Source organism: Sulfurihydrogenibium subterraneum DSM 15120 (genome assembly GCF_000619805.1).
GTDB classification, from domain to species: domain Bacteria; phylum Aquificota; class Aquificia; order Aquificales; family Hydrogenothermaceae; genus Sulfurihydrogenibium; species Sulfurihydrogenibium subterraneum.
On sequence record NZ_JHUV01000008.1, the window covers coordinates 334944 to 357790 of the forward strand.

Here is a 22847-nt window from a genome sequence, read left to right on the forward strand (position 1 = left end):
AAACATTATGATATAATAGTTTAATAAACAAATTATGTAGGTTTAAGTTAAATGATTTCTAATGAGCTTTTAGATAAACTATCTCAGGTTCCAAAAAAAAGTGTTAATTTAGTGATTAAATGTAATCCTGAAAAAATGAACTTTATTTCAATGGTAATAAACGGCTACGATAGAATAGCACTACCCAGAACAAGATACGGAAAAGAAGGAATTCTGGATTTAATAACATCACCTGATTTTATAAAAGATTTATACCTTATCTTAGATGATTTAAAGAAAAACCACGACCCTACGTTAGAAATCATAGGAGATTTAGGAGACGATTGGTTAGTAGCTGTTATGTAATAGAGATTTAGTTAATCCTTCTTAAGCAATACAAATAGATAAATTAAAAAGGTTATTGCAATTAACTGAGACAATCCAGCAAAAAATAACAAATAAAGGTATCCAAACTTAGTTAAAAATCCAATAATAACATTACCTAAAAAATAGCCAAATCCAAAAACAAAATTAAAAACACCATAAGAAAAACCTCTTTTAGATATATGAGTAATATCTGCAATTGATGATCTCATTACACTTTCATGAATTGCTAAAACAGAACCGTAAAGTATGACAGACATAACAGAAAAATAAAAATACTCTTTAAAAGAAAAAACAATTAATAAAAAAGAAAAGATAGGTAAAACAGTTAAAACTTTGAATTTATAGATATCGTAAAGCTTGCCTATAATCAATGCAAAAACTAAATCAACAAACATGGCAATAATATAAAAAAACATGACTTGCGTATCATTCAAAACTCCAGAAGCTTTAAAAAAATAAGAAATAACTTGATAACTTGGGACAGAGATAATAGAGAAGAAAGAAAATAAGACATAGATATAGAATACTTTTTTAGGATGGTTTACATCGTACTCTTTCTCTGTCTTATCAGGATTTGGAATAAAACTTCTAGCTATAAATAAAGTTAACATTAATAAAAAGTAAGGAATAAACATAACTGCAAATCCTGCTTTATAATTATGGTAAATGCTATAAGATACTAAAAATATCAAAGGTCCAAGTATTGCACCGACTTGGTCTAAAGCTTCTGTAATACCGAAACCAACTCCTCTTCCTATTTTTTGAGATACAAAAGATACTATTGAATCTCTTGCAGGAGACCTTAAACCTTTTCCAATCCTTTCCAAAAGAAGAAAAAAAATAGCTAAATCTAACCTATTAACAAAAAAAAGAAGTGGAATAGAGATTAAAAGTCCATACCCTAAAAAGGTAAACAACCAGTATGCTTTTAACCTATCAATAAAAAATCCAGAAAATAATCTTAAAGAATATCCCAAAAATTCTCCTAAGCCTGAAGTAATACTAACAATAACCAAAGATGATCCCAGACTGTGTAGATAAGATCCTGTTATTCCCCTTGTCCCTTCGTATATAATATCGCCAAGTAAACTAACTACTCCCATTAAGAGTATAAATGTATAAATTTTTTTCTGTTCCATAGAAAATCTTCTCCTATGTTTATAATAAATATACTTTCAATTTTGAAAGGTGTCGTTTGAAAAGATATATTGCGCCGACATTTTTATATTTAGTTCTTATTTTTTCTATTTTGATAAACAAATACTATAACTTTTCTTTTTTAACACCTTTAGTTCTTTTATCACCTTTAATTTTCATTGATTTAAAAAGTTTAAATCTAACATCTAAATGGAGTTTTAGTTTAATCCTTATAATTCCTGTTCTATTTTTTCAAGATTTACATTCCACTTTAAATCAGCTCTCTATTGCACTTTCAGAAGAGCTTTTTTTTAGAGTTTACTTAATGAGCTTCTTCTCTAACTTTATCACTTCAATTTTATTTACAATTCCCCATATATTGTTATACGGCGATTTACATTCATTTCTTGTATTTTTTCCTTCTTTAATTTATGGGCTTGTGTATCAAAAGAGTAAATCGTTTATTTTAGTAGCTGTCTTACATTTTTTATCTAACATAATTTACAGTATATTTATATCAAACTCTGATATAATAAATCGTGGATTATAAAAAATGACAGGAGGAGTTATGGAAGAGTATAGAATTCCAGAAGGTCTTTATTATACAAAAGAGCACATATGGGTAAAAATAGATAATGACGTTGCAACAGTAGGTATAACGGATTATGGTCAGCATCAGCTTGGTGATGTTGTGTTTGTTGACTTACCAGAGTTAGAAAGAGAAGTGGAAGCAGGAGAAGTTATAGCTTCTGTTGAGTCTGTAAAAGCTGTTTCTGAAATATACTCACCAATTACAGGAAAAATAATAGCTGTAAACGAAGACCTTGCAAACGACCCGTCTGTTATAAACTCAGACCCTTACGGAGATGGTTGGATAGCAGATATTCAGATGAAAGACCCAACAGAGATAGAAGACTTAATGACAGCAGAAGATTACAAAGCATACTTAGAGGAACTTGAAAAAGAGGAAGAGCTTTGAAAACCTTTTTAATAACGGCTTTTGGAGAAGATAGACCGGGAATAGTTGCTAAGGTAAGTCAACTGCTTTACAAAAATGGATTAAACATAGAAGACTCTGCAATGACAAGACTAAATAACGAGTTTGTTATAATGCTCATCGTAAAAGGTAATATAAACTACAACACTCTCAAACAAGATTTATATACACTGGAAAAAGATAATCTTAACGTTACACTCAAAGAAATTTCAGAGTTAGCTAAAAAAAATACAGGTAGTACACAGACTTACAACATAATAGTCTATGGCTCAGACAAACCGGGTATTGTTTATAATGTTTCAAAATTACTTGCAGAAAAATCTATAAACATAGCAGATTTAAGGACAGAAAAAACAAACGACCTTTACGTTATGTTTATTCAAGCTGAAATTCCACAAGAATTAGATATAAAAGAGTTTGAAAATGAGATAGAAAATCTAAAAAATGTTTTAAATGTTGATATAGTAGTAGAAAATATAGACACGGCAAATCTATAATGGAAAAACTTCCTATCTTGCAGTATCCTGATGAAAGATTAAAGAAAAAATCTATAGAAGTTGTAGATTTTGGAAAAGAGTTTAAAGAGTTTGTAGAAAAGCTAAAATACACCATGTATAACTCACCTGGAGGAGTAGGTATAGCAGCTCCTCAAGTAAACAACCACATAAGAACGATAATAGTAGATACGTCTAAATCTACACATAAAACAAATAAAGTATCCCACGGTTTAATGGTACTGTCTAACCCAAAAATTGTTTACGGTGAAGGAGAAATAATATTTAGAGAAGGATGTATGTCTGTTCCAGACTACACGGGAAACGTAAAAAGATTTTATTACATAAAAGTAGAGGCTCTTGACGAAAACGGAAAATTAATTACATTTGATACAGAAGGGTTTGAAGCTGTAGTTATACAGCACGAGATTGACCACTTAGACGGAAAAGTTTTCATAGAAAAGGTAGTTTCACCAAAAGATATATTTAAAAGAAAAGTTTATAAATGAGGTAAGTGATATGCAAGTAAATCTAGTAGACGTTTTAGCAGTAGAACTTTTTAAACAGATGTTAGAGCTGTCAAAACAGTTAAACCAACAGATGCTTCAAACAGTACCAAACAACCAGCAAAAACAACCACCACCAAATTTAGATGGAAAAATCTCAATCTACGCCTAAAAAAGAACGAATAGATAAACTACTTGTAGATAAAGGCCTTGTAGAGAGTAGGGAAAAGGCACAAGCTCTCATTATGGCTGGTGTAGTTTTTGTAAACAATCAAAAAGTAGACAAACCCGGAACAAAGATACCAACTGATGCAAACATATACATAAAAGAAAAGATGCCTTACGTATCAAGGGGAGGCTTTAAACTTGAGAAAGGAATAAAAGTATTTAACCTTGATGTAAAAGATAAAGTATGTCTTGATATAGGATCTTCTACTGGAGGATTTACAGACTGTCTCCTTCAAAATGGTGCAAAAAAAGTTTATGCAGTAGATGTAGGTAAAAATCAGCTCCACGAAAAGTTAAAGTCAGACCCAAGGGTTGTATCAATAGAAGGGTTTAACGCAAGATATTTAACAAAAAAAGAAATTCCAGAAGAAGTAGACATACTTGTTGCAGACGTATCTTTTATCTCTCTGGCAAAAATACTTCCAAATATTTGTAATATCTTGAAAGAAGATTTTAAAGGAGTTGTTCTTTTAAAACCTCAATTTGAGCTATCTAAAAAAGAGGTAAAAGATGGGGTTGTTAAAGACCCTGTCCTACACGAAAAAGCTATAAAGTCTGTAATAGACTCCTTGTATGAAAGTTGTTATTGTGTTAAAGATTTAGACTTCTCACCTATTAAAGGACCCGAAGGAAACATTGAGTTTTTAATTTACATTGAAAGAAAAAATCAAGACTGTAAACCTGTAAACGATGAAAAAATAAAACAGGTAGTTTCACAAGCTCACAACACTCTATGATATAATTTTTTAAAACCGTAATTTAAGAGGTTGCTAATGCTTATAAAATTTTACATTAAACCAAGAAAAGGTGTTTTAGACCCACAGGGTAGAGCTGTTTCAGAGAGTTTAAAATCTCTTGGTTTTTCTGATGTCAAAGATGTAAGAGTAGGAAAGTACATAGAAGTATACATTGAAAACAAAGACAAAGGAAAAGCAGTAGAAGAAGCAAAAGAAATGGCAAAAAAAGCCTTGGTAAACGACCTTATAGAAGATTATGAATTTGAGATAGTGGAGTAGTAAGATGAAATTTGGTGTAGCTGTCTATCCTGGTTCGAACTGTGATTATGACACTTACTACGTAATAAGAGACGTAATAAAGAAAGATGTAGATTTTATAGATTACAGAGAGACAAACATTAATAAGTATGACTGTATAATAGTTCCTGGAGGGTTTTCTTTTGGAGATTACTTAAGACCGGGTGTTATAGCATCTCATACACCACTGACAAACGCTTTAAAAGATTTTGCAGAAAAAGGAAAATTTATCATTGGTATCTGCAACGGTTTTCAGATACTAACAGAAGCTCACCTTCTTCCGGGAGCTCTACTTTCTAATAACCATGGTAAATTTATCTGTAAACATCAATACTTAAGAGTTGAAAACAACAGCACACCTTTTACAAATAAATTAAACAAAGGAGAAGTTATAAAGCTTCCTATAGCACACCACGACGGAAATTACTTTATTGATGAGGAAACTCTTAAAAAGATGGAAGAAAAAGGTCAGATAATATTAAGATACTGTGATAAAGATGGCAACGTAAGTCCAGATTCAAATCCTAACGGGTCTATATCTAACATAGCCGGTGTTTGCAACGAAAAGTTTAACGTATTTGGACTTATGCCTCACCCAGAGAGAGCCTGTGAGCCAATACTTGGCTCTTCAGATGGATTAAAGATACTCTTGTCAATCATTAATTAAGGAGAGAAAAATGACAGATTTAGAAAGAAAAAAGTTAGATGGTTTAGTGGCAAGAGTGTTCACTTTAGCTTATGAGCTTGGAACAAACGTAGATGAACTTTTTAAAGAAGTAAGAAAGTTAAGATTTGAAACAAAAGACAGAGATTTAGAAGCAGCTCTCATAAATTTAGAGCATGCATTTTTTATGGTAGCCCAGTCTATAAACATCTTAAAAGAGCAAACAAGAAATGCAACAATCCCAACAAAAAAACTTGCATAATGAAGACCTAAAAGTTTACCTTAAAACTTACGAAGTTTTAGAAAACGGACAGTTAAAACCTGTAGAAGAAACCCCTACAAACCTAACTCTTATAGAGAGTGTAGATAACTTTAAAGAAAACACATTCTGGTTAAAGATTAAAAACCTATGGATTTTAGTAGGTAAAATTCCCCCTTTATCTATACAAGCCAGTGATATTATCCTGTTTAAAGAAAAAGGTAAATGGGGAATGTTTAGATTTATTGAAAAAAAGACAGATGCAGTTATCCTTTCTGACGTTAAAGGAGAAAAAAAGACAAAGGTTAAAGAAGAAAATTTTACATCTATAAACATATTAGGAAAAGTTTTAAGAATACAGGACAGAGTTTAATAATGAGAAAAGTAATTTTTTTAGTTTTAATACTTTTTCTTACAGCTTCTGGAAAGGAAAAAACTCTTCTTTTAGACAAATTCTCAAATCCTGTTCCTTTGCCTTCTGATAAGCTGATAATTTTAAACTTTATGGCATACTCTTGTGGACACTGTATGGCAGAGATACCCACTATAAAAAAAGTTTTAAAAGAAAAAGAGTTTGAAGGCAGATTTGTAGTAATTGCTTTTGCTTTAGATGGTAAAGAAAATAATTTTAAAGACAGAGATTTTCCCATTTATGCAAATAATCCTAAAAATCAGGTTATATTCCCAATATTTGGGACTCCTACCACCTACATAATTACTCCTTCAGGAAAAAAATTAGCAGTAATATACGGCGCTTTAACAGAAGAAAATATTAGAAAGTACTTAAGAGAGGCTCTATCAAAAAGTGCGTCCGGCAGGATTTGAACCTGCGACCTTCGGCCCCGGAAACCGATGCTCTATCCAGCTGAGCTACGGACGCACAAGAGAGTATAAAACTCTCATATTTATTATATCCATATCTCCTTCTTTTGGTGTCTCAAGTATAAAAGGAAGTGTTTTAAAATAATTATCGTTAAGAAAGTATTCAAATGCTTTAAGTCCTAAAAAACCTTTTCCTATATGCTGGTGTCTGTCTTTATGGGAGTTATAAGGTGCTTTTGAGTCATTACAGTGAATAACTTTTACTCTTTCTAACCCGATTAAATCTTTTAATTTAGATTTATAATCTATAAAACCTCCTTCTGTGTGGACAGGGTATCCAGCTGCAAAAATGTGGCAAGTATCTAAACATACTCCAATCTTTTCAGTAAAAAAAGGCTCTATAAGCTGTTTTACTTCTTCCAAAGTAGAACCTACCTCTCCAGATTGACCGGCTAGAGTTTCTACTAAAAAGGTTGTATTTTTCAGCTTTACCTGACTAAATATACTTTCAAAACCTTTTAAAATTCTGTTTATCCCATACTCTTTTGATTTACCTTTAGTTTTTCCAGCGTGAATAACGTAGTAATCTACATTTAACTCCTCACAAAGCTTTAACTCTTCAATTACAGAATTGATAGACTTTTTAAAAAGTTCATCATCAGAAGATGCTAAATTAAACAAGTAAGAAGCATGGACTACAACTGGATTTATTCCATAAGTATTTTTCTTTTCTAAAAAAAGTTGTTTTTCTGAGTCTTTTCTTTCAATCCAGCTCCAAGCCCTTGGAGACCTTAAGAAGAACTGAATACTTTTAGCACTCATTTCTTTTCCTCTGTCAAAAACAAGGTCTAACGATTTTGAAGATGATACATGAGTTCCTATGTTTACCATTTTAGTTTAAAAACTCCTGTTATAAAAGGATTTACTATTTTTTCTCTACCTATCGTTGTCCTATTTCCGTGTCCTGGATAAACAACAGTATCTTCTGGAAGATTCATAAGTTTTTTTAAAGATTTTTCCAGCTCAGCTCCATTTCCACCGGGAAGGTCTACCCTTCCTACACTTCCAGCAAAAAGAGTATCTCCACTTATAAGGATTTTATTTTCTTCGCCATAAAAACAGACACTACCGGGCGTATGTCCAGGTGTTTCTATAACAGACAAGCTAATACTACCGAAGGTTAAAATATCTCCTTCTTTTAAATCAAAATCAGGTTCAGGACATTTTGTAGCTTTAACTATCATAGAAAATCCTGGAAATATATCGTTATTTATCAAAAAATTATCTTTTACATTCATATAAAAAGGAATGTCTAAAACCTGCTTTAAAAAACCAACCTGTCCTACGTGGTCTAAGTGTCCGTGGGTAGCTAAAATAGATTTTACATTAAAATCTTTCACTTCTTCTAATATATCTTCACCGTCAGCTCCCGGGTCTACAATTACACAGTCCTTTGTTTTCTCATCGTATACTACAATACAATTCTCCGCCAGATGACCAACCGTAAGGACTTTCACAATCACTTTAAAAATTCTCTATCAACTAAAGAAGTTGTATAAGTTCCTTTTAAAAACTCTTTATGTTCCAGCATTTTTAGGTGGAAAGGGATAGTGGTTTTTAAGCCTTCTATCTTAAACTCGTTTAATGCTCTTTTAGCCCTTCTTATAGCTTCTTCTCTTGTTTTACCCCAAACTATAAGTTTTGCCATTAATGAATCGTAGTAAGGTGGTATTTGATATCCTTGATATATGTGAGTATCGACTCTAACTCCATAGCCACCCGGAATATATAGTTTTTCTATTTTTCCTGGAGATGGTATAAAGGTTTCAGGGTCTTCTGCATTTATTCTAAACTCTATTGCATGACCATTTATCTTTATATCATCTTGTAATAATGTTAGTTTTTGTCCATCTGCAATTTTCAGCTGCCAAGAGACAATGTCTATACCTGTAACCATTTCAGTAACAGGATGTTCTACTTGAATCCTTCCGTTCATCTCAATAAAGTAGAAGTTTTTGTTCTTATCAACTATAAATTCAACTGTACCTGCACCTGTAAACTCAACAGCTTTTGCAAATCTTACAGCTGCCTCTCCCATCTCTTTTCTTATTTTTTCATCAATAAAAGATGAAGGAGATTCCTCAATAAGTTTTTGATGTCTTCTTTGAATAGAACACTCCCTTTCTCCAAGGTGTATAATGTTTCCATACTCATCTGCAAGTATTTGAATCTCTATATGTTTAGGATTTTCTATAAATTTTTCTATATAGACTGTTTTATCTCCAAAAGCACTTTCAGCTTCTCTCTGGGCTAAAGGTAGTAATCTTGTTAGATCCTGCTCGTTATGGGCTATCCTCATACCTCTACCACCACCACCAGCAGCAGCTTTTATTAAAACTGGATAGCCTATCTTTGATGCTATCTCTAATGCATCTTTAAGATCATCTACAGGGGGGCTTCCGGGAATAATTGGAACGTTTGCTTTTTTTGCAGCTTCCCTTGCAGCTGCTTTATCTCCTGTAAGTTTTAAGGTTTTTGAAGAAGGTCCAATAAATTTTATATTACTTTTTTCACAAATAGCAGCAAAATTTGGATTTTCAGCTAAAAAGCCGTATCCGGGATAAATTGCATCTGCATGAACCAAATCAACAGCAGATAAAATAGCAGGAATATTAAGGTAACTTTGTGAAGGTTGAGGGCCTCCTATACATATAGAAATATCAGCAAGGTCTTTATGTATAGAGTTTTTATCTCCTTCTGAGTAAACCGCAATACTCTCACCACCAAGTTCCCTTATAGACCTAATTGCCCTAACAGCTATCTCACCTCTGTTTGCAATAAGGATTCTTTTTATGTTTTTCAGCAAGCTTTCTCTCCGGAAAATTTTTGTTGTATATTATATTATAAACTTTAAGCAAAAGGTACAAAAATGCAGGATAATCCACAGCAAAAAAGAGTTTTTCTCGTTCTTAGAAAAATGGTTGATGAAGGAATTATCCCTTTAGAAAAAGTCCGAGGGAATCCAAACATTAATCCCAAGAAAACATTTACTGAGGTTCTTGAATATATAATTAAAAATAATATAGCAGATGAGAACAAAATAAAAGAATTTTTTATAAAATTTCTTGGCTATAAACCTTTTGATCTTAAAGTTCACCAAATTAATATAAGCAGGGATGTTTTAGAAAAGGTATCTCCTTCTTTTATGGAAAAAAATAAAGTTGTACCGTTTAGTATGGAAAATAACATCTTAAAAGTAGCTGTTTTAAATCCAACAGATAAAGAAGCTATAAACCAAATAAAATTTTTTACGGGTGCCAAATTCATAGACGCATACGTAGCAACTCTAAGCGAAATTGAAAATCTATATAAAAGTATAATCCCATTACTTCCTGCTAAAAAAATGATAGAAGATATATCTCTTGATGTTGAAGTTAGTGAAGAACAAGAGAAAAATGAGCAAAATTTAGAAAATATCCTTTCTGAAGCAGAAGAAAGTCCTATAGTTAAACTTTCAAGAGCTATTATAGTTGATGCAATTAATTCTGGAGCTTCTGATATTCACATAGAACCGATGGAAAAGCTACTTAGGGTCAGATATAGAGTTGACGGTATTTTAAGAACTGTTAAAGAGTTTCCTCCCAGCATAAAAGATGCCTTAGCTGCCAGATATAAGATAATGTCAAACCTAGATATAGCTGAAAAAAGATTACCTCAAGATGGAAGGATAAGGATAGTTATAAACAGGAAAAAATACGATTTAAGGGTTTCTATACTTCCCACTGTTTACGGCGAAAAAATCGTTATGAGGATACAGGATGCAGAGAGTTATCTAAATGTAAAATTAGAAGATTTAGGTTTTGAGGAAGATGATTTAAAAATATTTAGAGAAGGTATTTACTCTCCATGGGGTATGGTTCTTGTCACAGGTCCAACAGGTTCAGGTAAAACAACTACTCTCTACTCTGCGCTAATGGAGAGGAATAAAGACGATGTAAACATTATGACTGCAGAAGACCCAGTCGAGGTATCTATCTTCGGCATAAATCAAGTTCATGTAAAAGAGGAAATAGGACTTACCTTTGCAGCTGCTCTAAGAGCATTTTTAAGACAAGACCCAGATATTATTCTTGTAGGTGAGATAAGGGATAGAGAAACTGCCGAAATAGCTGTAAAAGCAGCATTAACAGGACACTTGGTATTTTCTACCCTTCATACAAACGATGCTCCATCTACCATAACAAGACTTATAGACATCGGAGTAGATAGGTTTTTAGTAGCTACGGCTGTTCATACAATCGTAGCACAAAGACTTATAAGAAAGTTATGTAACAACTGTAAACAACCTGCAAACTTTCCACCAGAAGTATTAAAGAGTTTTGGATTTTCTGACGAAGATATAAAAGAAGGAAGTTTCTTTGTACATAACCCAAAGGGATGTGAAAAGTGCAACGGAACGGGTTATAAAGGAAGGACTGCCGTACATGAAATTTTAAAGTTAACAGATGATATAAGAAAACTTGTTGTAGAAGGAAAAAGTGCAGATGATATTAGGGAAAATGCAATTTCAAAGTGTAATATGAAAACTCTTTATCAGGATGGACTTATAAAAGTAAAAAAAGGGATTACAGATATAACAGAGATAGAAAGAGTACTTATGAAATAGGAGGAAGATATGAATGGCGAAGCATCAATAAAAAATATTTCAATAGATGAAATAGCAAAGGAAGCTGTATCGAGAAATGCAACGGATATTCATATAACGGCAGGTCTTCCCCCTGTAATAAGAGTTGATGGGCGGTTGATACCATTAGCAGGATATTATATGTTAACCCCAAAGGATTCACAATCATTAATATATTCCTTTATGAATGAAAAACAAAAAAGGACATTCGAAGATCAAAAAGAACTTGATTTTTCATTTGGAATTAAAGGAGTTGGTAGATTTAGGGTAAACGTATTTTATCAAAGAGGAACAGTTGCGGCTGCTTTAAGGAGAATTCCATACGAGATAAAACCCATGGAGGAACTTGGATTAATTCCTAAAGTAAAGGATCTTTGTCATTTTTCTATGGGACTTGTTTTAGTTACAGGACCCACAGGTTCTGGTAAAACAACTACATTAGCTTCTATGATAGATTATATAAATACAAACTTTCCATACCACATTATCACAATTGAAGATCCTATCGAATATATTTTTCAACATAAAAAATCTACTGTTGCACAAAGAGAAATAGGAAATGACACAGATTCTTTTGCAAGAGCTTTAAAGTATGCTCTCAGGGAAGACCCAGACGTAATTTTAGTTGGTGAGATGAGGGATTTAGAGACTATCAGGGCAGCATTAACAGCTGCAGAAACAGGACACCTTGTATTTGGAACGCTCCACACTAACACAGCTGTACAAACTATAAACAGAATAATTAACGTATTTCCAATGGAAGAACAAGATCAAGTAAGAACAGAACTTAGTTTTGTATTACAAGGTGTTATATCTCAAAGACTACTACCTAAAATAGGAGGTGGAAGGGTTTTAATTCACGAGGTTATGATACCTAACACAGCTATAAGAAACCTCATAAGAGAAAACAAAATACATCAAATATACGGATTGATGCAAACAGGTCAAGCGGAAAGTGGAATGCAAACAATGAATCAATCTATACTTAAAGCTTTGAAAAACAAGTTAATTACATTAGAAGATGCTTTTAAAATATCCCCCGATCCAGAGGAACTAAAAAGAATGATTGCAGTTGCGGGAGTTAAATGATGAGATATAAATATTTAGCGAGGGATAAATACGGAATAAAAAGAGAAGGTGAAATAGATGCAGAAAATATTAGTTCTGCAGAAGATTGGTTAAGGAAACAGGGTTTTGTTGATATTAAATTAAGTGAAAAGTCAACTAAAAGCGAGGCTCAAAAGAAGAAAAAGGATTTAGCCCTATTTAAGAAAAAAGTTAAAGAGCAAGATTTAGCCATATTTACAAGGCAGCTTGGAGCTATGATAGGTGCTGGAATTAGTATTGCACAAGCCCTTGAAATACTCTCGGAACAATTACCAAATCCGACATTAAAAGATTCTATTGCTGCAGTTAAAGATGACGTAATAACAGGGATGTCTATATCAAAAGCCATGGCAAAACATCCTAAGGTTTTTCCTCCTTTTTTAGTAAATCTTATAGCTGCAGCAGAAGAGTCTGGTAAATTAGATGAAACCCTAAAAAGAGCAACCATCTATTATGAAAAAATAGCTGCGATAAAAGGAAAAATAAAAAGTGCTTCTTGGTACCCTACAGCCGTTTTAGTTATTGCAACTATAATAGTACTTGGACTTTTAACTTTTGTAGTCCCAACATTTGCGCAAATTTATAACAGCTTTGGCGGAGAACTACCATTTTTAACACAATTGCTTATTGACATTAGTAATAATCTAAAAGAGAATATCTTATTCATTTTAGGCTTCTTAATCATATTCTTTTTAATAAATAGAATATTTTATAAAACTTATCAAGGGAAAAAGTTTTATCATAATCTTTTCCTCAAAATTCCTTTAATTGGAAAAATTCTACATAAAGGAGCTTTAGCAAAGTTTGCAAGAACTTTTGCAACATTGATAAGTGGTGGAGTTCCTATTATAAGAGCCGTAGAAATTGCATCTTCAACAGTTGGGAATACTCTTATTGAAGAATCATTAGAAAAAACAAAAAACGACATTGAAAAAGGAAAACCAATAAATCAATCTCTTGATAAGAAGTATTTTCCTCCAATGTTCATAGCTATGGCAGCTGTTGGGGAAAATACTGGTAGGTTAGATGAAATGCTTGATACTATCGCTAATTTTTATGAAGACGAAGTTGATAGGGAAGTTGATGCTTTAATATCTACATTAGAGCCAATGCTAATGGTTGTAATAGGTGGAATCGTTGGATTTATACTAATAGCTCTATATCTACCAATATTCAAGTTGGGAGAACTTATTAAGTAATTTATTGAAATAAATTCTGGCATATATTATCATGTTAAAAAATCTAAAACGGTGGTTTGTTGAAAAAAGTTGTAGTTGGACTAAGTGGTGGAGTAGACAGCTCCACCGCTGCATATATTTTAAAGCAGCAAGGATACGAAGTAATAGGTATAACGTTAAAACTGTCAGAAGTTGACCAGTGTAGTCTTGATAAACAGGTATGTTGTTCTACAAAAGATATTTTAGATGCAAAAAAAGTGGCTTCTTTTCTTGGTATTTCTCACTATGTAATAGACTGGCAAGAAATATTTAAAGAAAAAGTTATAGATTACTTTATAAAAGGATACCAATCTGGACTTACACCCAATCCCTGTAGTATATGCAACAGAGAAGTAAAAACTGGACTTTTAGCAAAGTATGCAAAGAAAATATTAAAATCTGACTTTTTTGCAACTGGACATTATGTAAAAACTGATTTTTTAGACGGAGAAAAAGTTATTAAAAGAGGTAAAGACTTATCTAAAGACCAGTCTTACTTTATGGCTCTTGTAGAAAAAGAAGTTATAGATATGCTTATTTTTCCTTTGGGAAATCTTACAAAAGAGGAAGTTAGAAAAATTGCACGTGAAAATAAAATTCCTGTAAGTCAAAAATCAGAGAGTTTTGAGATATGTTTTACAGCTGGAAAAACACCAGAAGAGTACTTTAAAAGTATAGGAGTCCCTTTAAAAACTGGTGATATAGTTCACGTATCTGGAAAAATATTAGGGAAACATAAAGGTTTAGAAGCCTACACTATTGGACAAAGAAAAGGCTTAGGAATTAGATGGAAAGAACCTCTCTATGTTATAGATAAAGACCCTATAAAAAATACAATAATAGTGGGAGAAAAGGAATATCTTTTAACAGATAGTGCTACAGCAAAAAACTTTAATTTTTTGGTTCCTATACAAAAATGGAAAAACATTACCGTCCAAGGAAGGTACAGACAAAAACCGATAGAAGTTAAAGAATACTACTTCGACGGAGATACTCTTAAAGTAATATTCAAAGAAAAACAACAAAAGATGGCTCCAGGTCAGATACTTGCTGTTTATCAAGATGATATTCTCTTAGGCGGTGGAGTTATTACATAAATTGTTCCGTATAGGACATCTTTATACTTTAATTTTTATCCTCTAAATAAAAAAATTAACATATTTTTGTTCCATTTAGGACAACAATCTGTTCAGATTTGGACATTCATTCACCCTTAAATTTACCTGTAATCTCTATATCAATATATTAATTATATTTTTTATAACTAAATATTAAAATTATGTAAAACATATTGGCATATTTTTTGATTAATAATTTACTTGAATTATAAAAAAAACATTTTGCAGGAGGTACAAAATGAACAGAAGAAAAATGATTCTGTTATCTTTTCTAAGTTCTATTCCATTATTCAGTAAAAGTAGTTTTTCCCTTCCCTCAGATATATCGCCCACCAGTGTTCAAAAAGACACAGATTTTGCAACCGTTTACCACTGTGATTTTCCTCAAGAAGCTCGATTCAACCAAATGATGAATTATATCACAAACCAACTTAATTATTTTAATGCCGATCCAACTAAAATCAAAATAATTGTAGTTTGTATAGGTCCAGGAGTAAAGTTTCTAATGAAAACACTACTTAATTCTCCTTGGGAAAAAGAAGAAATAGACACAAAAAAACACATAAGTAAAGCCAAAGATTTAACCACTTATGGTGTAGAATTCTGGATATGTAACAATACTATAAAAAACTTTAATCTAAAGAAAGAAGATTTTCCTGACTTTTGCAAAGTTGTACCTGCTGGAATTGTTGCAATTACAGAATTGCAATCAAAAGGTTTTGCTTATATAAAAGCCCAATAAAAAAATAATTGATTAGGAGGATTAGAATGAGAAAAATTGGTTTAAAATCAACAATTATTTTAGGATCGGCTATTTTGGGAATTTTTACTCAAGATTCAAGCGCTATGAGACTTACCACTTCAAGTCAAGACACTTATATGGATTTTAACTTACTGACTCAGATTTGGATCAGACATCAAGATTTATCTGATGATCAAAACAGAGCGAATTTCATTAACGCCCAAAATAAAGATGATATCTTTATAAGAAGATGGAGATTTAGAGTTTTTGGAAGCGTAAATCCTTGGTTCAAGGTAAACTTTGTCTTAAGAGAAAACGATACTTCAAGAGATCCTTATGATCAACCTTTTGGTGGTACTCCCTCAAGTAAACAAAGGAGTAATAAAGTAGAAATTCATGAATTTGACGCAATCTTCGGCTTGAATAAGTTACTGGAAATAAATAAAACTGTTAGATTTGATGTTCATTTAGGATATCCAAGGATACCTTTTGGACGTGAGCAATCAATGAGAGTTTACGACAATATAGATTTAGACAGAACATTTTCTACTTTAAGACTTACTCAGCTTGGTCTTTCGGATGTTACAGGAAGAAGTACAGGAGGTTATGTACATGTTGGAAAAACTATAGAAAAAGATATCGGCTCTTTCAAGGGATTACATTTAGATTTATTCTTAGGAGCATTTACAGGATATTCGTCTACAAAAGCTCCTTGGGAAGAAACACAAACTTCATATCTTTCAACATCAAATGACTCAAATGCTTATTGGAACTGTACATCTATTGGAGGTATGTTCAACTGTACTCTAAAACCTCAATATAAAAGCCAATTGAGAGGAAATCCAACTAACAGTCTTTTGTATACTATTAGAGGAACTTTCCAGATAGGAGATATGGAGGGAAGACCTGAAATCTTTAACTGGTTGTACAGAGAAACTTATTTAGGGAAAAGGAAAGGTTTAACTATTGGTGTTAACTACGGCTTTCAAAATAAAATATCTCAAGATAGAATAACAGATACTCAAGGTATAGAAGATACTTCTTCTAATGCAAAAGGAACTTTGGGACTAGGTTCTTCACAGATTAGAATTCCTTATTTACTTTTACCAAATCCAATTCAAAATCCTCAATTGATTGGAAATAAAGTAGATATGAGATCATACGGAATAGACCTAGGCTTTCACTACAAAAATTTATCTTTTAATACAGAATATTTAGAAGTTGATTTTAAAAATGTAGCAGTTGACCCTACTAATCTTGCCAGAAAAGAAACATTTAAAAACAAAGGATACTACTTTAAAGCAGGATACATATTCATACCAGAAAATAAAATCAATCTTTTCGAGCCTTATATAAGCTATTCTGTATACAATCCTGACATTAAAAAAGTAGGTACAAACTATTATGGAGACTTTGTAGTTTTATCATCAACCCAAAATCCAGGTGGAGTAGGTAAAATAAAAACAACAGGAATTGGTTTTAATTACTATTATAAAGATGAAAGATTTAGATGGACGTTAGAGTATACTAAAAATAAAGAATCTAATTACGACATTAAAAATGATGCAGTTACTTTAATGTTCCAATTCATTTTTTAAATAAACATAACCCTCTCCTTTTATGGAGAGGGTTTTTATCTTTAACAGCTTTCTTCTTTCTTATCTATTGGTACAGCTGGACATAGGTGAAGTTTTCTTTCCTCTCCTACAATCATGTAGTAAAGAACAGGAACGACTACTAACGTTAAAAGAGTTGAAGCTACTGTTCCAAATATTAAAGCTATTGCAAGACCGTTAAAGATAGGGTCAAATATGATAACAAACGCACCAACCACTATAGCAGCAGCAGTCAGTAGAATAGGTCTTGTCCTTACTATTCCTGCTTCTAAAAGAGCTTCTTCTAAAGAGTATCCTTCTTTTAACTTCTGTTCTGTAAATTCAACAAGGAGTATAGAGTTTCTTAGTATTATTCCAGCTAATGCTATAAATCCTATCATAGATGTCGCTGTGAAGAAAGCTCCCATCAATAAGTGTCCTGGTATTATACCAACCAATGTGAAAGGTATAGGAGACATTATTACAGCTGGCATTTTGAAAGATTTAAACCATCCAACAAGAAGGATATATAAAACAACTATAGCAACTGCAAATGCTATTCCCATATCTCTAAACGTCTCATAAGTAACTTGCCATTCTCCGTCCCATTTTACATAGTATTTATCTGTAAGCTCTGGCTGGTGAGTAAGGAGCTCTTCAACAGGTTTTCCATCTGGAGTTTTAATATTTTTTATCTTATCCCAGAGGTCTAATATAGGATAAACAGGGCTACCTAATGTGTCGTTAACGTTTGCTATAACGTAAACAACAGGTTGTAGGTTCTTTCTATAAATATCACTTTCTGTAGAAGAAGGTTTAACACTCACTAATGAACCGATTGGGATACCGCCCATAGGTGTAGGTATCTTCATAGAAAGGATATCGTCAAGGCTTTGTCTGTACTTTTCATCAAGTCTAACAACAATATGAACTTGATTTAAGTCATCTGAAGAGTGGACTAATCCAACTTTATGTCCTGCTAAGGCTATTCTTAAAGTTTTTACAATTACATCTTCAGATAAACCGTATCTTCTAACCTTTTCTCTATCTACATCAATCTGGTACTCTCTTTGTAGATAGTTTGTGTATATTCCAACATCTATAACGCCTTTAGTGTTTTCAAAAATTTTTTTAATCTCGTTTGCAACTTGAAGCTGTCCTTTATAATCTGGACCGTAAACTTCTGCTACTATTGGAGATAAAACAGGTGGTCCTGGTGGAGGTTCTACAACTGCTACATATTTAGCTCCATTTTTCTTAGCTATCTCAGCTACTTTATCCCTTATCCTTTCAGCTATCTCGTGAGATTGATCTTTTCTGTCATGTTTACCTATAAGGTTAATATGGATTTGAGCTAAGTTAGGAGCTTCCCTTAGGTAATAGTGTCTTACTAATCCGTTAAAGTCAAAAGGTGCAGGTTGTCCTACGTATATTACATAGTTTTTAACTTCGTTTGTATTCTTAATGTAATCTGCAATCTGTTTTGCAACTCTATATGTTTCTTGAAGAGGCGTTCCTTCTGGCATATCTAAGACAACCTGTAATTCACTTTTGTTATCGTAAGGGAGCATTTTAACAAGAACGGCACGGCTTACAATAAGCAATGCAGAAATAACTAAAAGCATACCTGCAAAACCTAAAAATAACCATCTTTTTACTCTACTTTGAAATAGTGGCATATAAACTGCATTGAAAAATCTTACCAAAAATCCTGCCCTTGCTTCATCTTCTTTTCCAAGAGACTCTGGGGACTCGTGATGTTCATCGTGTTTAAGCCATCTTATAGCAAGATAAGGTGTAAGTATAAATGCAAGTAGCATAGAGAAGAACATAGCAACAGAAGAGTTTATAGGTATTGGTCTCATATAAGGGCCCATAAGTCCAGTAACAAAAGCCATAGGGAGTAATGCTACTATAACTGCAAACGTTGCAAGGATTGTAGGGTTTCCAACTTCATCTGTTGCAATAACAGCAGCTTCTTCTTGTGAAACTTTTCTCATAGAGAACCATCTGTGAATGTTTTCTAAAACAACGATAGAGTTGTCTACAAGGATACCAATTGAGAATATTAAAGCGAAAAGTGTAACCCTGTTTAGAGAATAACCATACATCTCACTAAGGAAAAGAGCTATGGCTAAGGTAACAGGTATTGTTACTGCAACAATTAAAGACTCTCTAAATCCGAGAGTAACAGCTATAAGTAATACAATTGAAAAAGTAGCAATAAGTAAATGTTCTATAAGTTCGTTTGCTTTTTCAGAAGCTGTCTCTCCGTAGTTTCTTGTTATTGTAAAGTTTATGTCAGAAGGGATTACTTTTCCCTTCATTTCGTTAAGTTTTTCTATTATGTTTTCTGCAACTACTACCGCATTACTACCAGTTTTTTTAGCAACTGCTATCGTTACTGCATTTTCTAAAGATTTATCTTTATTTCCAGAAGCCTGACCATATCCAAATTGGACGTAATTTTCTATCTCACCTTCACCTTCTTCAACTTTTGCTATATCTTTTACTTTGATAGGAGCGTTGTTATAGACAGCTACTACAATATTCTCTACGTCTTCTTTTGTCTTTAAAAACTGCCCTGTCCTTACTATGTATCTGTAATTATCTTTATCAAACTCTCCAGAAGGTAAAGAGAAATTTGCGCTTTCTAAGGCTTGAACTACTTGAGGAAGCATTATGTTATAAGCATTTAGTTTAACAGGGTCAAATAAAACATCAATTTCTTTCGGTTTTGAACCTATGATTGTAGTTTCTGAAACGTTGTGAAGCTGTTTTATCTCATCTTCTATAACCTCAGCTACCCTTCTTAAATCATAAGAGGAGTATTTATCACTATGTAAGGTAATTGAAAGTATAGGAACGTCATCTATAGATTTTGGTTTTATTATAGGGTCCATTGCCCCTTTAGGCATTTTATAGTAGTTTGACATAACTTTGCTGTATAGTTTTACAAGAGAGTCTTCAGGGTTTGCACCAACTTTAAATCTAACTGTAACTATTCCAAAACCATCTCCAGCGTAAGAGTAAACGTACTCAACGTCTGGAATCTCCCACATTAACTTTTCAAGAGGTTTTACAGCTAAACTGTTTACTTCTTGAGATTTTGCTCCCGGATATGGGATCATTATATCTATCATAGGAACAACAATTTGAGGCTCTTCATCTCTTGAAGTTGTAAATACTGCAAAAAATCCAAGTAATAAAGATGCAACAACTAAAAGAGGTGTGAGTTTAGAGTTAAGAAAGTACTTTGCTACCCTTCCTGCCAGTCCGAGGTTCTCCATCTTAACCTCCTAACCTGCATCCATCACAAGCTTTTTCTGTTTGAGATGCAACAATTCTGTCTCCTGGTTTCAAGCCCGATAAAACTTCTACACTGTCTCCATAATCTTCACCTAACTTTACGTAAGTTAAACGAATTACGTTATCCTGCCCTACAACGTACACAGCTGTAAGCTGTCCCCACTTAAACACGGCAGATTTTGGTATCACAATTTTTTTAGATGCTGAGATTGGTATTAAAATTTTTCCATACATTCCAGAAGTTATAGTCTCTGAGTAAGGTATATCAAGCTTAACTTTAAAAGTCCTGTTCATCGGGTCTATGTTTGAATTTTTTTCTATAACTTTTCCTTCTACTTCTTTATCTCCAAGTTTAATTTTTAAAGTGTCTCCTACTTTTACTTTATCTAGTAAAGACTCATCTAAGTTAGCAACAAATTGGAGCTTTTTCTCTCCTATTATAAATATAGGCATTCCGGGAGCTGCCATATCTCCTTCATCATTCATCTTCTTTATAACGTATCCATCAAAAGGAGCTTTTATAACAGCATATCCTGCCATTATATCTACTTGGTTAATTTTAGCTTTTACTTGGGATTCTTTTGCCTTTAGCTGAGCAAGTTTTGCATCTACCTGCTCTACCATAGATTTGGCAGCAATCATCTTAGTTTCTATTTCTTCTAACTGTTGTTTTGAAACTGCATTTTCTTGGTAGAGATTTTTAAATCTTTCATAAGTCCTTTTTGCAAACTCGTAGTTTTCTAAAGCTGCTTTCCTTGCCGCCAACGCTTCATCTCTTGCTTTTGAAAGCTCTTCCAAACCTGCTAAAGCTTCATTTTTTTGTTGTTTTATCTCTGAATCATCAAGAACTGCTAAGGTTTGACCTGCTTTAACGTAATCACCTTCGTTTACATAGATTTTTAGAATTCTACCCATCCATTTTGTTGATACTTTTGCGTTGTTCTCTGCAGTTACCATACCATCGGCTTTGTAAATGTTAGGTACCTCTTTTTCTTCAACAGTTAAAACTGGTAGCCCGCTTACAACTTTGCCTTTTTCTGTAGCTTCTCCAGGTTCTACTCTGTGGGATAAAAATCCTCCAAGCCAAAGTATGAAAATGGCAATAGGTAATACAAAAAAGAGTATAAATTTAACTGTCTTGTTCATCGCTACTCTCCTCTTTTTTGATTTTCTTGAATTAGTAATCCTGATTGATATTTAAGCTCTAAAACCGATAACTGACAGTTATACTCTGCTTGAGCTTTATCAAACTTGATTTTATCAAACATAGTCTGTGTGTCTAAAAGGTCTATCATAGAAGCAAGCTGATTTTTATACCTTGTTTCTGTAACTTTTAAAATTTCTTCAGCATACTTTACGTTTTCTATTTCCGTTTTTAATTTTTCTTTACTTGTTAGATAATCTTTGTAAGCTTTATATACGTTGAATTTTATAAACTCTTCAAATCCTTTTTCTTGCTGTTTGTAGTGGTCATACATCTCCTTTGCACTTTTATACTTGTTAAAAGATTGAAAACCGTCAAATATTTTCCAGTTTAACGCAACTCCAGCCATCCACCACTTTCCTTCGTTCCCAAGCATCCACTTTCCATCGTTAAGTTCATATGATGCAAAAGCTCCTATAGTAGGAAGTAAGTCAGCCTTATTAAAATCTACATATTTTTGAGCCATTTTTATTTTTTCTCTTACAGATAGAAGGTCTGACCTGTTAGATAAAGCATAGTTTTGATATTCTTCAACAGGTTTCTCTATGTTTTCACAAACAAGATTTCCTACAACATCTATCTCTGATGGGTCTGCTTTATCTAACCCCATTGCTAAAAGTAGTCCTCTTTTTGCTACTAAGTAGTTGTTTTCAGCTTCCTTTATCTTTGCTGACATCTCTGACATATAGACCTTAGCTCTAAGTTCATCAGCAGGAATAGCAAGACCATTTTTTACCATTGATTGAGCTGTTTGGTAATGTTTTTCTGCATCTTTGTAAGCCTGATTTGCAAGTTTTATAGCTTCTTTTGCAAGTAGAGCACCATAGTAAGCTTTTGATATATCGTATATTGCTTTTTCTTTAGACCTTGTGTACTCGTTTTTTGCAGATTCGTAATCCCTTTTAGACATCTCTATACCAGAAGATATTTTTCCACCTGTGTAGATTGGAACTTGAAGCTCAAGCTTTGTTCTCCAGCTGTTTACCTCTGGATAGGAAGGTTTAGCAAAACTAATTCCCATACCGCTAAACATAGGATTTAAAGCAGTCATATCTACAAATTTTGAAGAAGTCATAAAATCAAGCTTTTTTTGGCTCATAGTGTTCCACATCGCATATCCGGGTTCATTTGTTCTCATAAACATTTCACTAAAAGTTAAAGATGGATACATATAACCCTTAGCAGACTGGTATGCATACTCTTTTGATTTAACCATCTTTTCTGATGCTTTTACTTCGTAGTTGTTTTGTAATCCTGTTTGAATAGCTTCTTCTAAAGATATTTCTCTGGCAAAAGATGAAGTAGTCAAAAGGGATATTATTAGCAAACCTAAACTTTTCTTTTTCCTCATTCTCTTAACCTCT

General features: G+C 32.8%; 25 protein-coding genes and 1 tRNA gene. 18 read left to right on the plus strand and 8 right to left on the minus strand.

The features are described 5' to 3' along the window. Nucleotides 1-51 precede the first annotated feature (51 nt). Nucleotides 52-345, plus strand: coding sequence for a DUF4911 domain-containing protein (locus tag Q385_RS0102490; protein ID WP_028950149.1), 294 nt, complete (start codon nucleotides 52-54; stop codon nucleotides 343-345). An 11-nt stretch (nucleotides 346-356) separates the two neighbouring features. On the opposite strand, the gene Q385_RS0102495 is transcribed toward Q385_RS0102490, so the two are convergent. Next, the gene (locus Q385_RS0102495; protein WP_028950150.1) at nucleotides 357-1505 is read right to left on the minus strand and encodes an MFS transporter; all 1149 of its coding nucleotides are present in this window, start codon (nucleotides 1503-1505) and stop codon (nucleotides 357-359) included. Nucleotides 1506-1561: 56 nt separating this feature from the next. Here Q385_RS0102495 and Q385_RS09205 point away from each other — a divergent pair, with 56 nt between their 5' ends. From Q385_RS09205 to Q385_RS09210, 11 genes are read left to right on the plus strand one after another with little or no spacing between them, the layout of a single operon-like run. Then, nucleotides 1562-2053 carry a CPBP family glutamic-type intramembrane protease gene (locus Q385_RS09205; protein ID WP_028950151.1) on the plus strand — a complete coding sequence of 164 codons (492 nt, stop codon included), beginning with the start codon at nucleotides 1562-1564 and terminating at the stop codon, nucleotides 2051-2053. A gap of 18 nt (nucleotides 2054-2071) precedes the next feature. Then, entirely contained in the window at nucleotides 2072-2482 is a 411-nt protein-coding gene (gene gcvH / locus Q385_RS0102505) for a glycine cleavage system protein GcvH (RefSeq protein ID WP_028950152.1), read from the plus strand. Next, complete coding sequence (locus Q385_RS0102510; RefSeq protein ID WP_028950153.1) at nucleotides 2479-2997, plus strand: glycine cleavage system transcriptional repressor; 519 nt, start codon at nucleotides 2479-2481, stop codon at nucleotides 2995-2997. The genes gcvH and Q385_RS0102510 overlap by 4 nt, the downstream gene beginning before the upstream one ends. Further along, complete coding sequence (gene def / locus Q385_RS0102515; RefSeq protein WP_028950154.1) at nucleotides 2997-3503, plus strand: peptide deformylase; 507 nt, start codon at nucleotides 2997-2999, stop codon at nucleotides 3501-3503. The genes Q385_RS0102510 and def overlap by 1 nt, the downstream gene beginning before the upstream one ends. A gap of 10 nt (nucleotides 3504-3513) precedes the next feature. Continuing rightward, the gene (locus Q385_RS09370; RefSeq protein ID WP_169733160.1) at nucleotides 3514-3672 is read left to right on the plus strand and encodes a hypothetical protein; all 159 of its coding nucleotides are present in this window, start codon (nucleotides 3514-3516) and stop codon (nucleotides 3670-3672) included. After that, on the plus strand, nucleotides 3647-4465 hold the full coding sequence (locus Q385_RS0102525) for a TlyA family RNA methyltransferase (protein ID WP_028950155.1): 819 nt from the start codon (nucleotides 3647-3649) through the stop codon (nucleotides 4463-4465). The genes Q385_RS09370 and Q385_RS0102525 overlap by 26 nt, the downstream gene beginning before the upstream one ends. A 36-nt stretch (nucleotides 4466-4501) precedes the next feature. After that, complete coding sequence (purS, locus tag Q385_RS0102530; RefSeq protein ID WP_028950156.1) at nucleotides 4502-4744, plus strand: phosphoribosylformylglycinamidine synthase subunit PurS; 243 nt, start codon at nucleotides 4502-4504, stop codon at nucleotides 4742-4744. Between the two features lie 4 nt (nucleotides 4745-4748). Further along, complete coding sequence (gene purQ, locus Q385_RS0102535) at nucleotides 4749-5429, plus strand: phosphoribosylformylglycinamidine synthase I (protein ID WP_028950157.1); 681 nt, start codon at nucleotides 4749-4751, stop codon at nucleotides 5427-5429. A gap of 10 nt (nucleotides 5430-5439) precedes the next feature. After that, a complete protein-coding gene (locus Q385_RS0102540; protein WP_028950158.1) occupies nucleotides 5440-5688 on the plus strand; it encodes a hypothetical protein in 249 nt (82 codons plus the stop codon). Further along, nucleotides 5657-6058 carry a hypothetical protein gene (locus tag Q385_RS0102545; RefSeq protein WP_037919435.1) on the plus strand — a complete coding sequence of 134 codons (402 nt, stop codon included), beginning with the start codon at nucleotides 5657-5659 and terminating at the stop codon, nucleotides 6056-6058. The genes Q385_RS0102540 and Q385_RS0102545 overlap by 32 nt, the downstream gene beginning before the upstream one ends. 2 nt (nucleotides 6059-6060) lie before the next feature. After that, complete coding sequence (locus Q385_RS09210; RefSeq protein WP_084609399.1) at nucleotides 6061-6510, plus strand: TlpA family protein disulfide reductase; 450 nt, start codon at nucleotides 6061-6063, stop codon at nucleotides 6508-6510. Here Q385_RS09210 and Q385_RS0102555 read toward each other — a convergent pair. From Q385_RS0102555 to accC, 4 genes are all read right to left on the minus strand, one after another. Continuing rightward, nucleotides 6492-6565 (minus strand) — tRNA-Arg (locus tag Q385_RS0102555). The two genes, Q385_RS09210 and Q385_RS0102555, sit on opposite strands and share 19 nt — an antisense overlap. Beyond that, entirely contained in the window at nucleotides 6556-7398 is an 843-nt protein-coding gene (locus tag Q385_RS09215) for a deoxyribonuclease IV (RefSeq protein WP_028950161.1), read from the minus strand. Before Q385_RS09215 ends, Q385_RS0102555 begins: the two co-directional genes overlap by 10 nt. Next, nucleotides 7392-8024 (minus strand): MBL fold metallo-hydrolase, encoded by a 633-nt coding sequence (locus Q385_RS0102565; RefSeq protein WP_342666070.1) that lies wholly within the window; start codon nucleotides 8022-8024, stop codon nucleotides 7392-7394. Before Q385_RS0102565 ends, Q385_RS09215 begins: the two co-directional genes overlap by 7 nt. 2 nt (nucleotides 8025-8026) lie before the next feature. Beyond that, entirely contained in the window at nucleotides 8027-9373 is a 1347-nt protein-coding gene (gene accC, locus Q385_RS0102570) for an acetyl-CoA carboxylase biotin carboxylase subunit (RefSeq protein ID WP_028950163.1), read from the minus strand. Between the two features lie 63 nt (nucleotides 9374-9436). Between accC and Q385_RS0102575 the strand changes: the two genes are divergently transcribed. The 6 genes from Q385_RS0102575 to Q385_RS0102600 all read left to right on the plus strand — a co-directional run bounded on the left by Q385_RS0102575 (nucleotide 9437) and on the right by Q385_RS0102600 (nucleotide 16973). After that, a complete protein-coding gene (locus Q385_RS0102575) occupies nucleotides 9437-11173 on the plus strand; it encodes a GspE/PulE family protein (protein WP_028950164.1) in 1737 nt (578 codons plus the stop codon). 9 nt (nucleotides 11174-11182) lie between these two features. Beyond that, nucleotides 11183-12280, plus strand: coding sequence for a type IV pilus twitching motility protein PilT (locus Q385_RS0102580; RefSeq protein ID WP_028950165.1), 1098 nt, complete (start codon nucleotides 11183-11185; stop codon nucleotides 12278-12280). Beyond that, nucleotides 12280-13497 (plus strand): type II secretion system F family protein, encoded by a 1218-nt coding sequence (locus Q385_RS0102585; protein WP_245596348.1) that lies wholly within the window; start codon nucleotides 12280-12282, stop codon nucleotides 13495-13497. The genes Q385_RS0102580 and Q385_RS0102585 overlap by 1 nt, the downstream gene beginning before the upstream one ends. Nucleotides 13498-13556: 59 nt before the next feature. Next, complete coding sequence (mnmA, locus tag Q385_RS0102590; protein WP_028950167.1) at nucleotides 13557-14612, plus strand: tRNA 2-thiouridine(34) synthase MnmA; 1056 nt, start codon at nucleotides 13557-13559, stop codon at nucleotides 14610-14612. A gap of 259 nt (nucleotides 14613-14871) precedes the next feature. After that, nucleotides 14872-15375 (plus strand): DsrE family protein, encoded by a 504-nt coding sequence (locus tag Q385_RS0102595; RefSeq protein ID WP_028950168.1) that lies wholly within the window; start codon nucleotides 14872-14874, stop codon nucleotides 15373-15375. A gap of 26 nt (nucleotides 15376-15401) precedes the next feature. Further along, nucleotides 15402-16973, plus strand: a complete 1572-nt coding sequence (locus Q385_RS0102600; RefSeq protein WP_028950169.1) for a hypothetical protein — start codon at nucleotides 15402-15404, stop codon at nucleotides 16971-16973. A gap of 41 nt (nucleotides 16974-17014) precedes the next feature. Here the strand turns inward: Q385_RS0102600 and Q385_RS0102605 are convergent, their stop codons facing one another. Genes Q385_RS0102605 through Q385_RS0102615 form a run of 3 tightly spaced genes read right to left on the minus strand, consistent with a single transcriptional unit; the run spans nucleotide 17015 to nucleotide 22834 of the window. Then, entirely contained in the window at nucleotides 17015-20260 is a 3246-nt protein-coding gene (locus Q385_RS0102605) for an efflux RND transporter permease subunit (RefSeq protein ID WP_028950170.1), read from the minus strand. Between the two features lies 1 nt (nucleotide 20261). Beyond that, nucleotides 20262-21425: an efflux RND transporter periplasmic adaptor subunit gene (locus Q385_RS0102610; RefSeq protein ID WP_028950171.1), complete on the minus strand. Its 1164-nt coding sequence runs from the start codon at nucleotides 21423-21425 to the stop codon at nucleotides 20262-20264. A gap of 2 nt (nucleotides 21426-21427) precedes the next feature. Further along, complete coding sequence (locus Q385_RS0102615) at nucleotides 21428-22834, minus strand: TolC family protein (RefSeq protein WP_028950172.1); 1407 nt, start codon at nucleotides 22832-22834, stop codon at nucleotides 21428-21430. Between the last annotated feature and the right edge of the window lie 13 nt (nucleotides 22835-22847).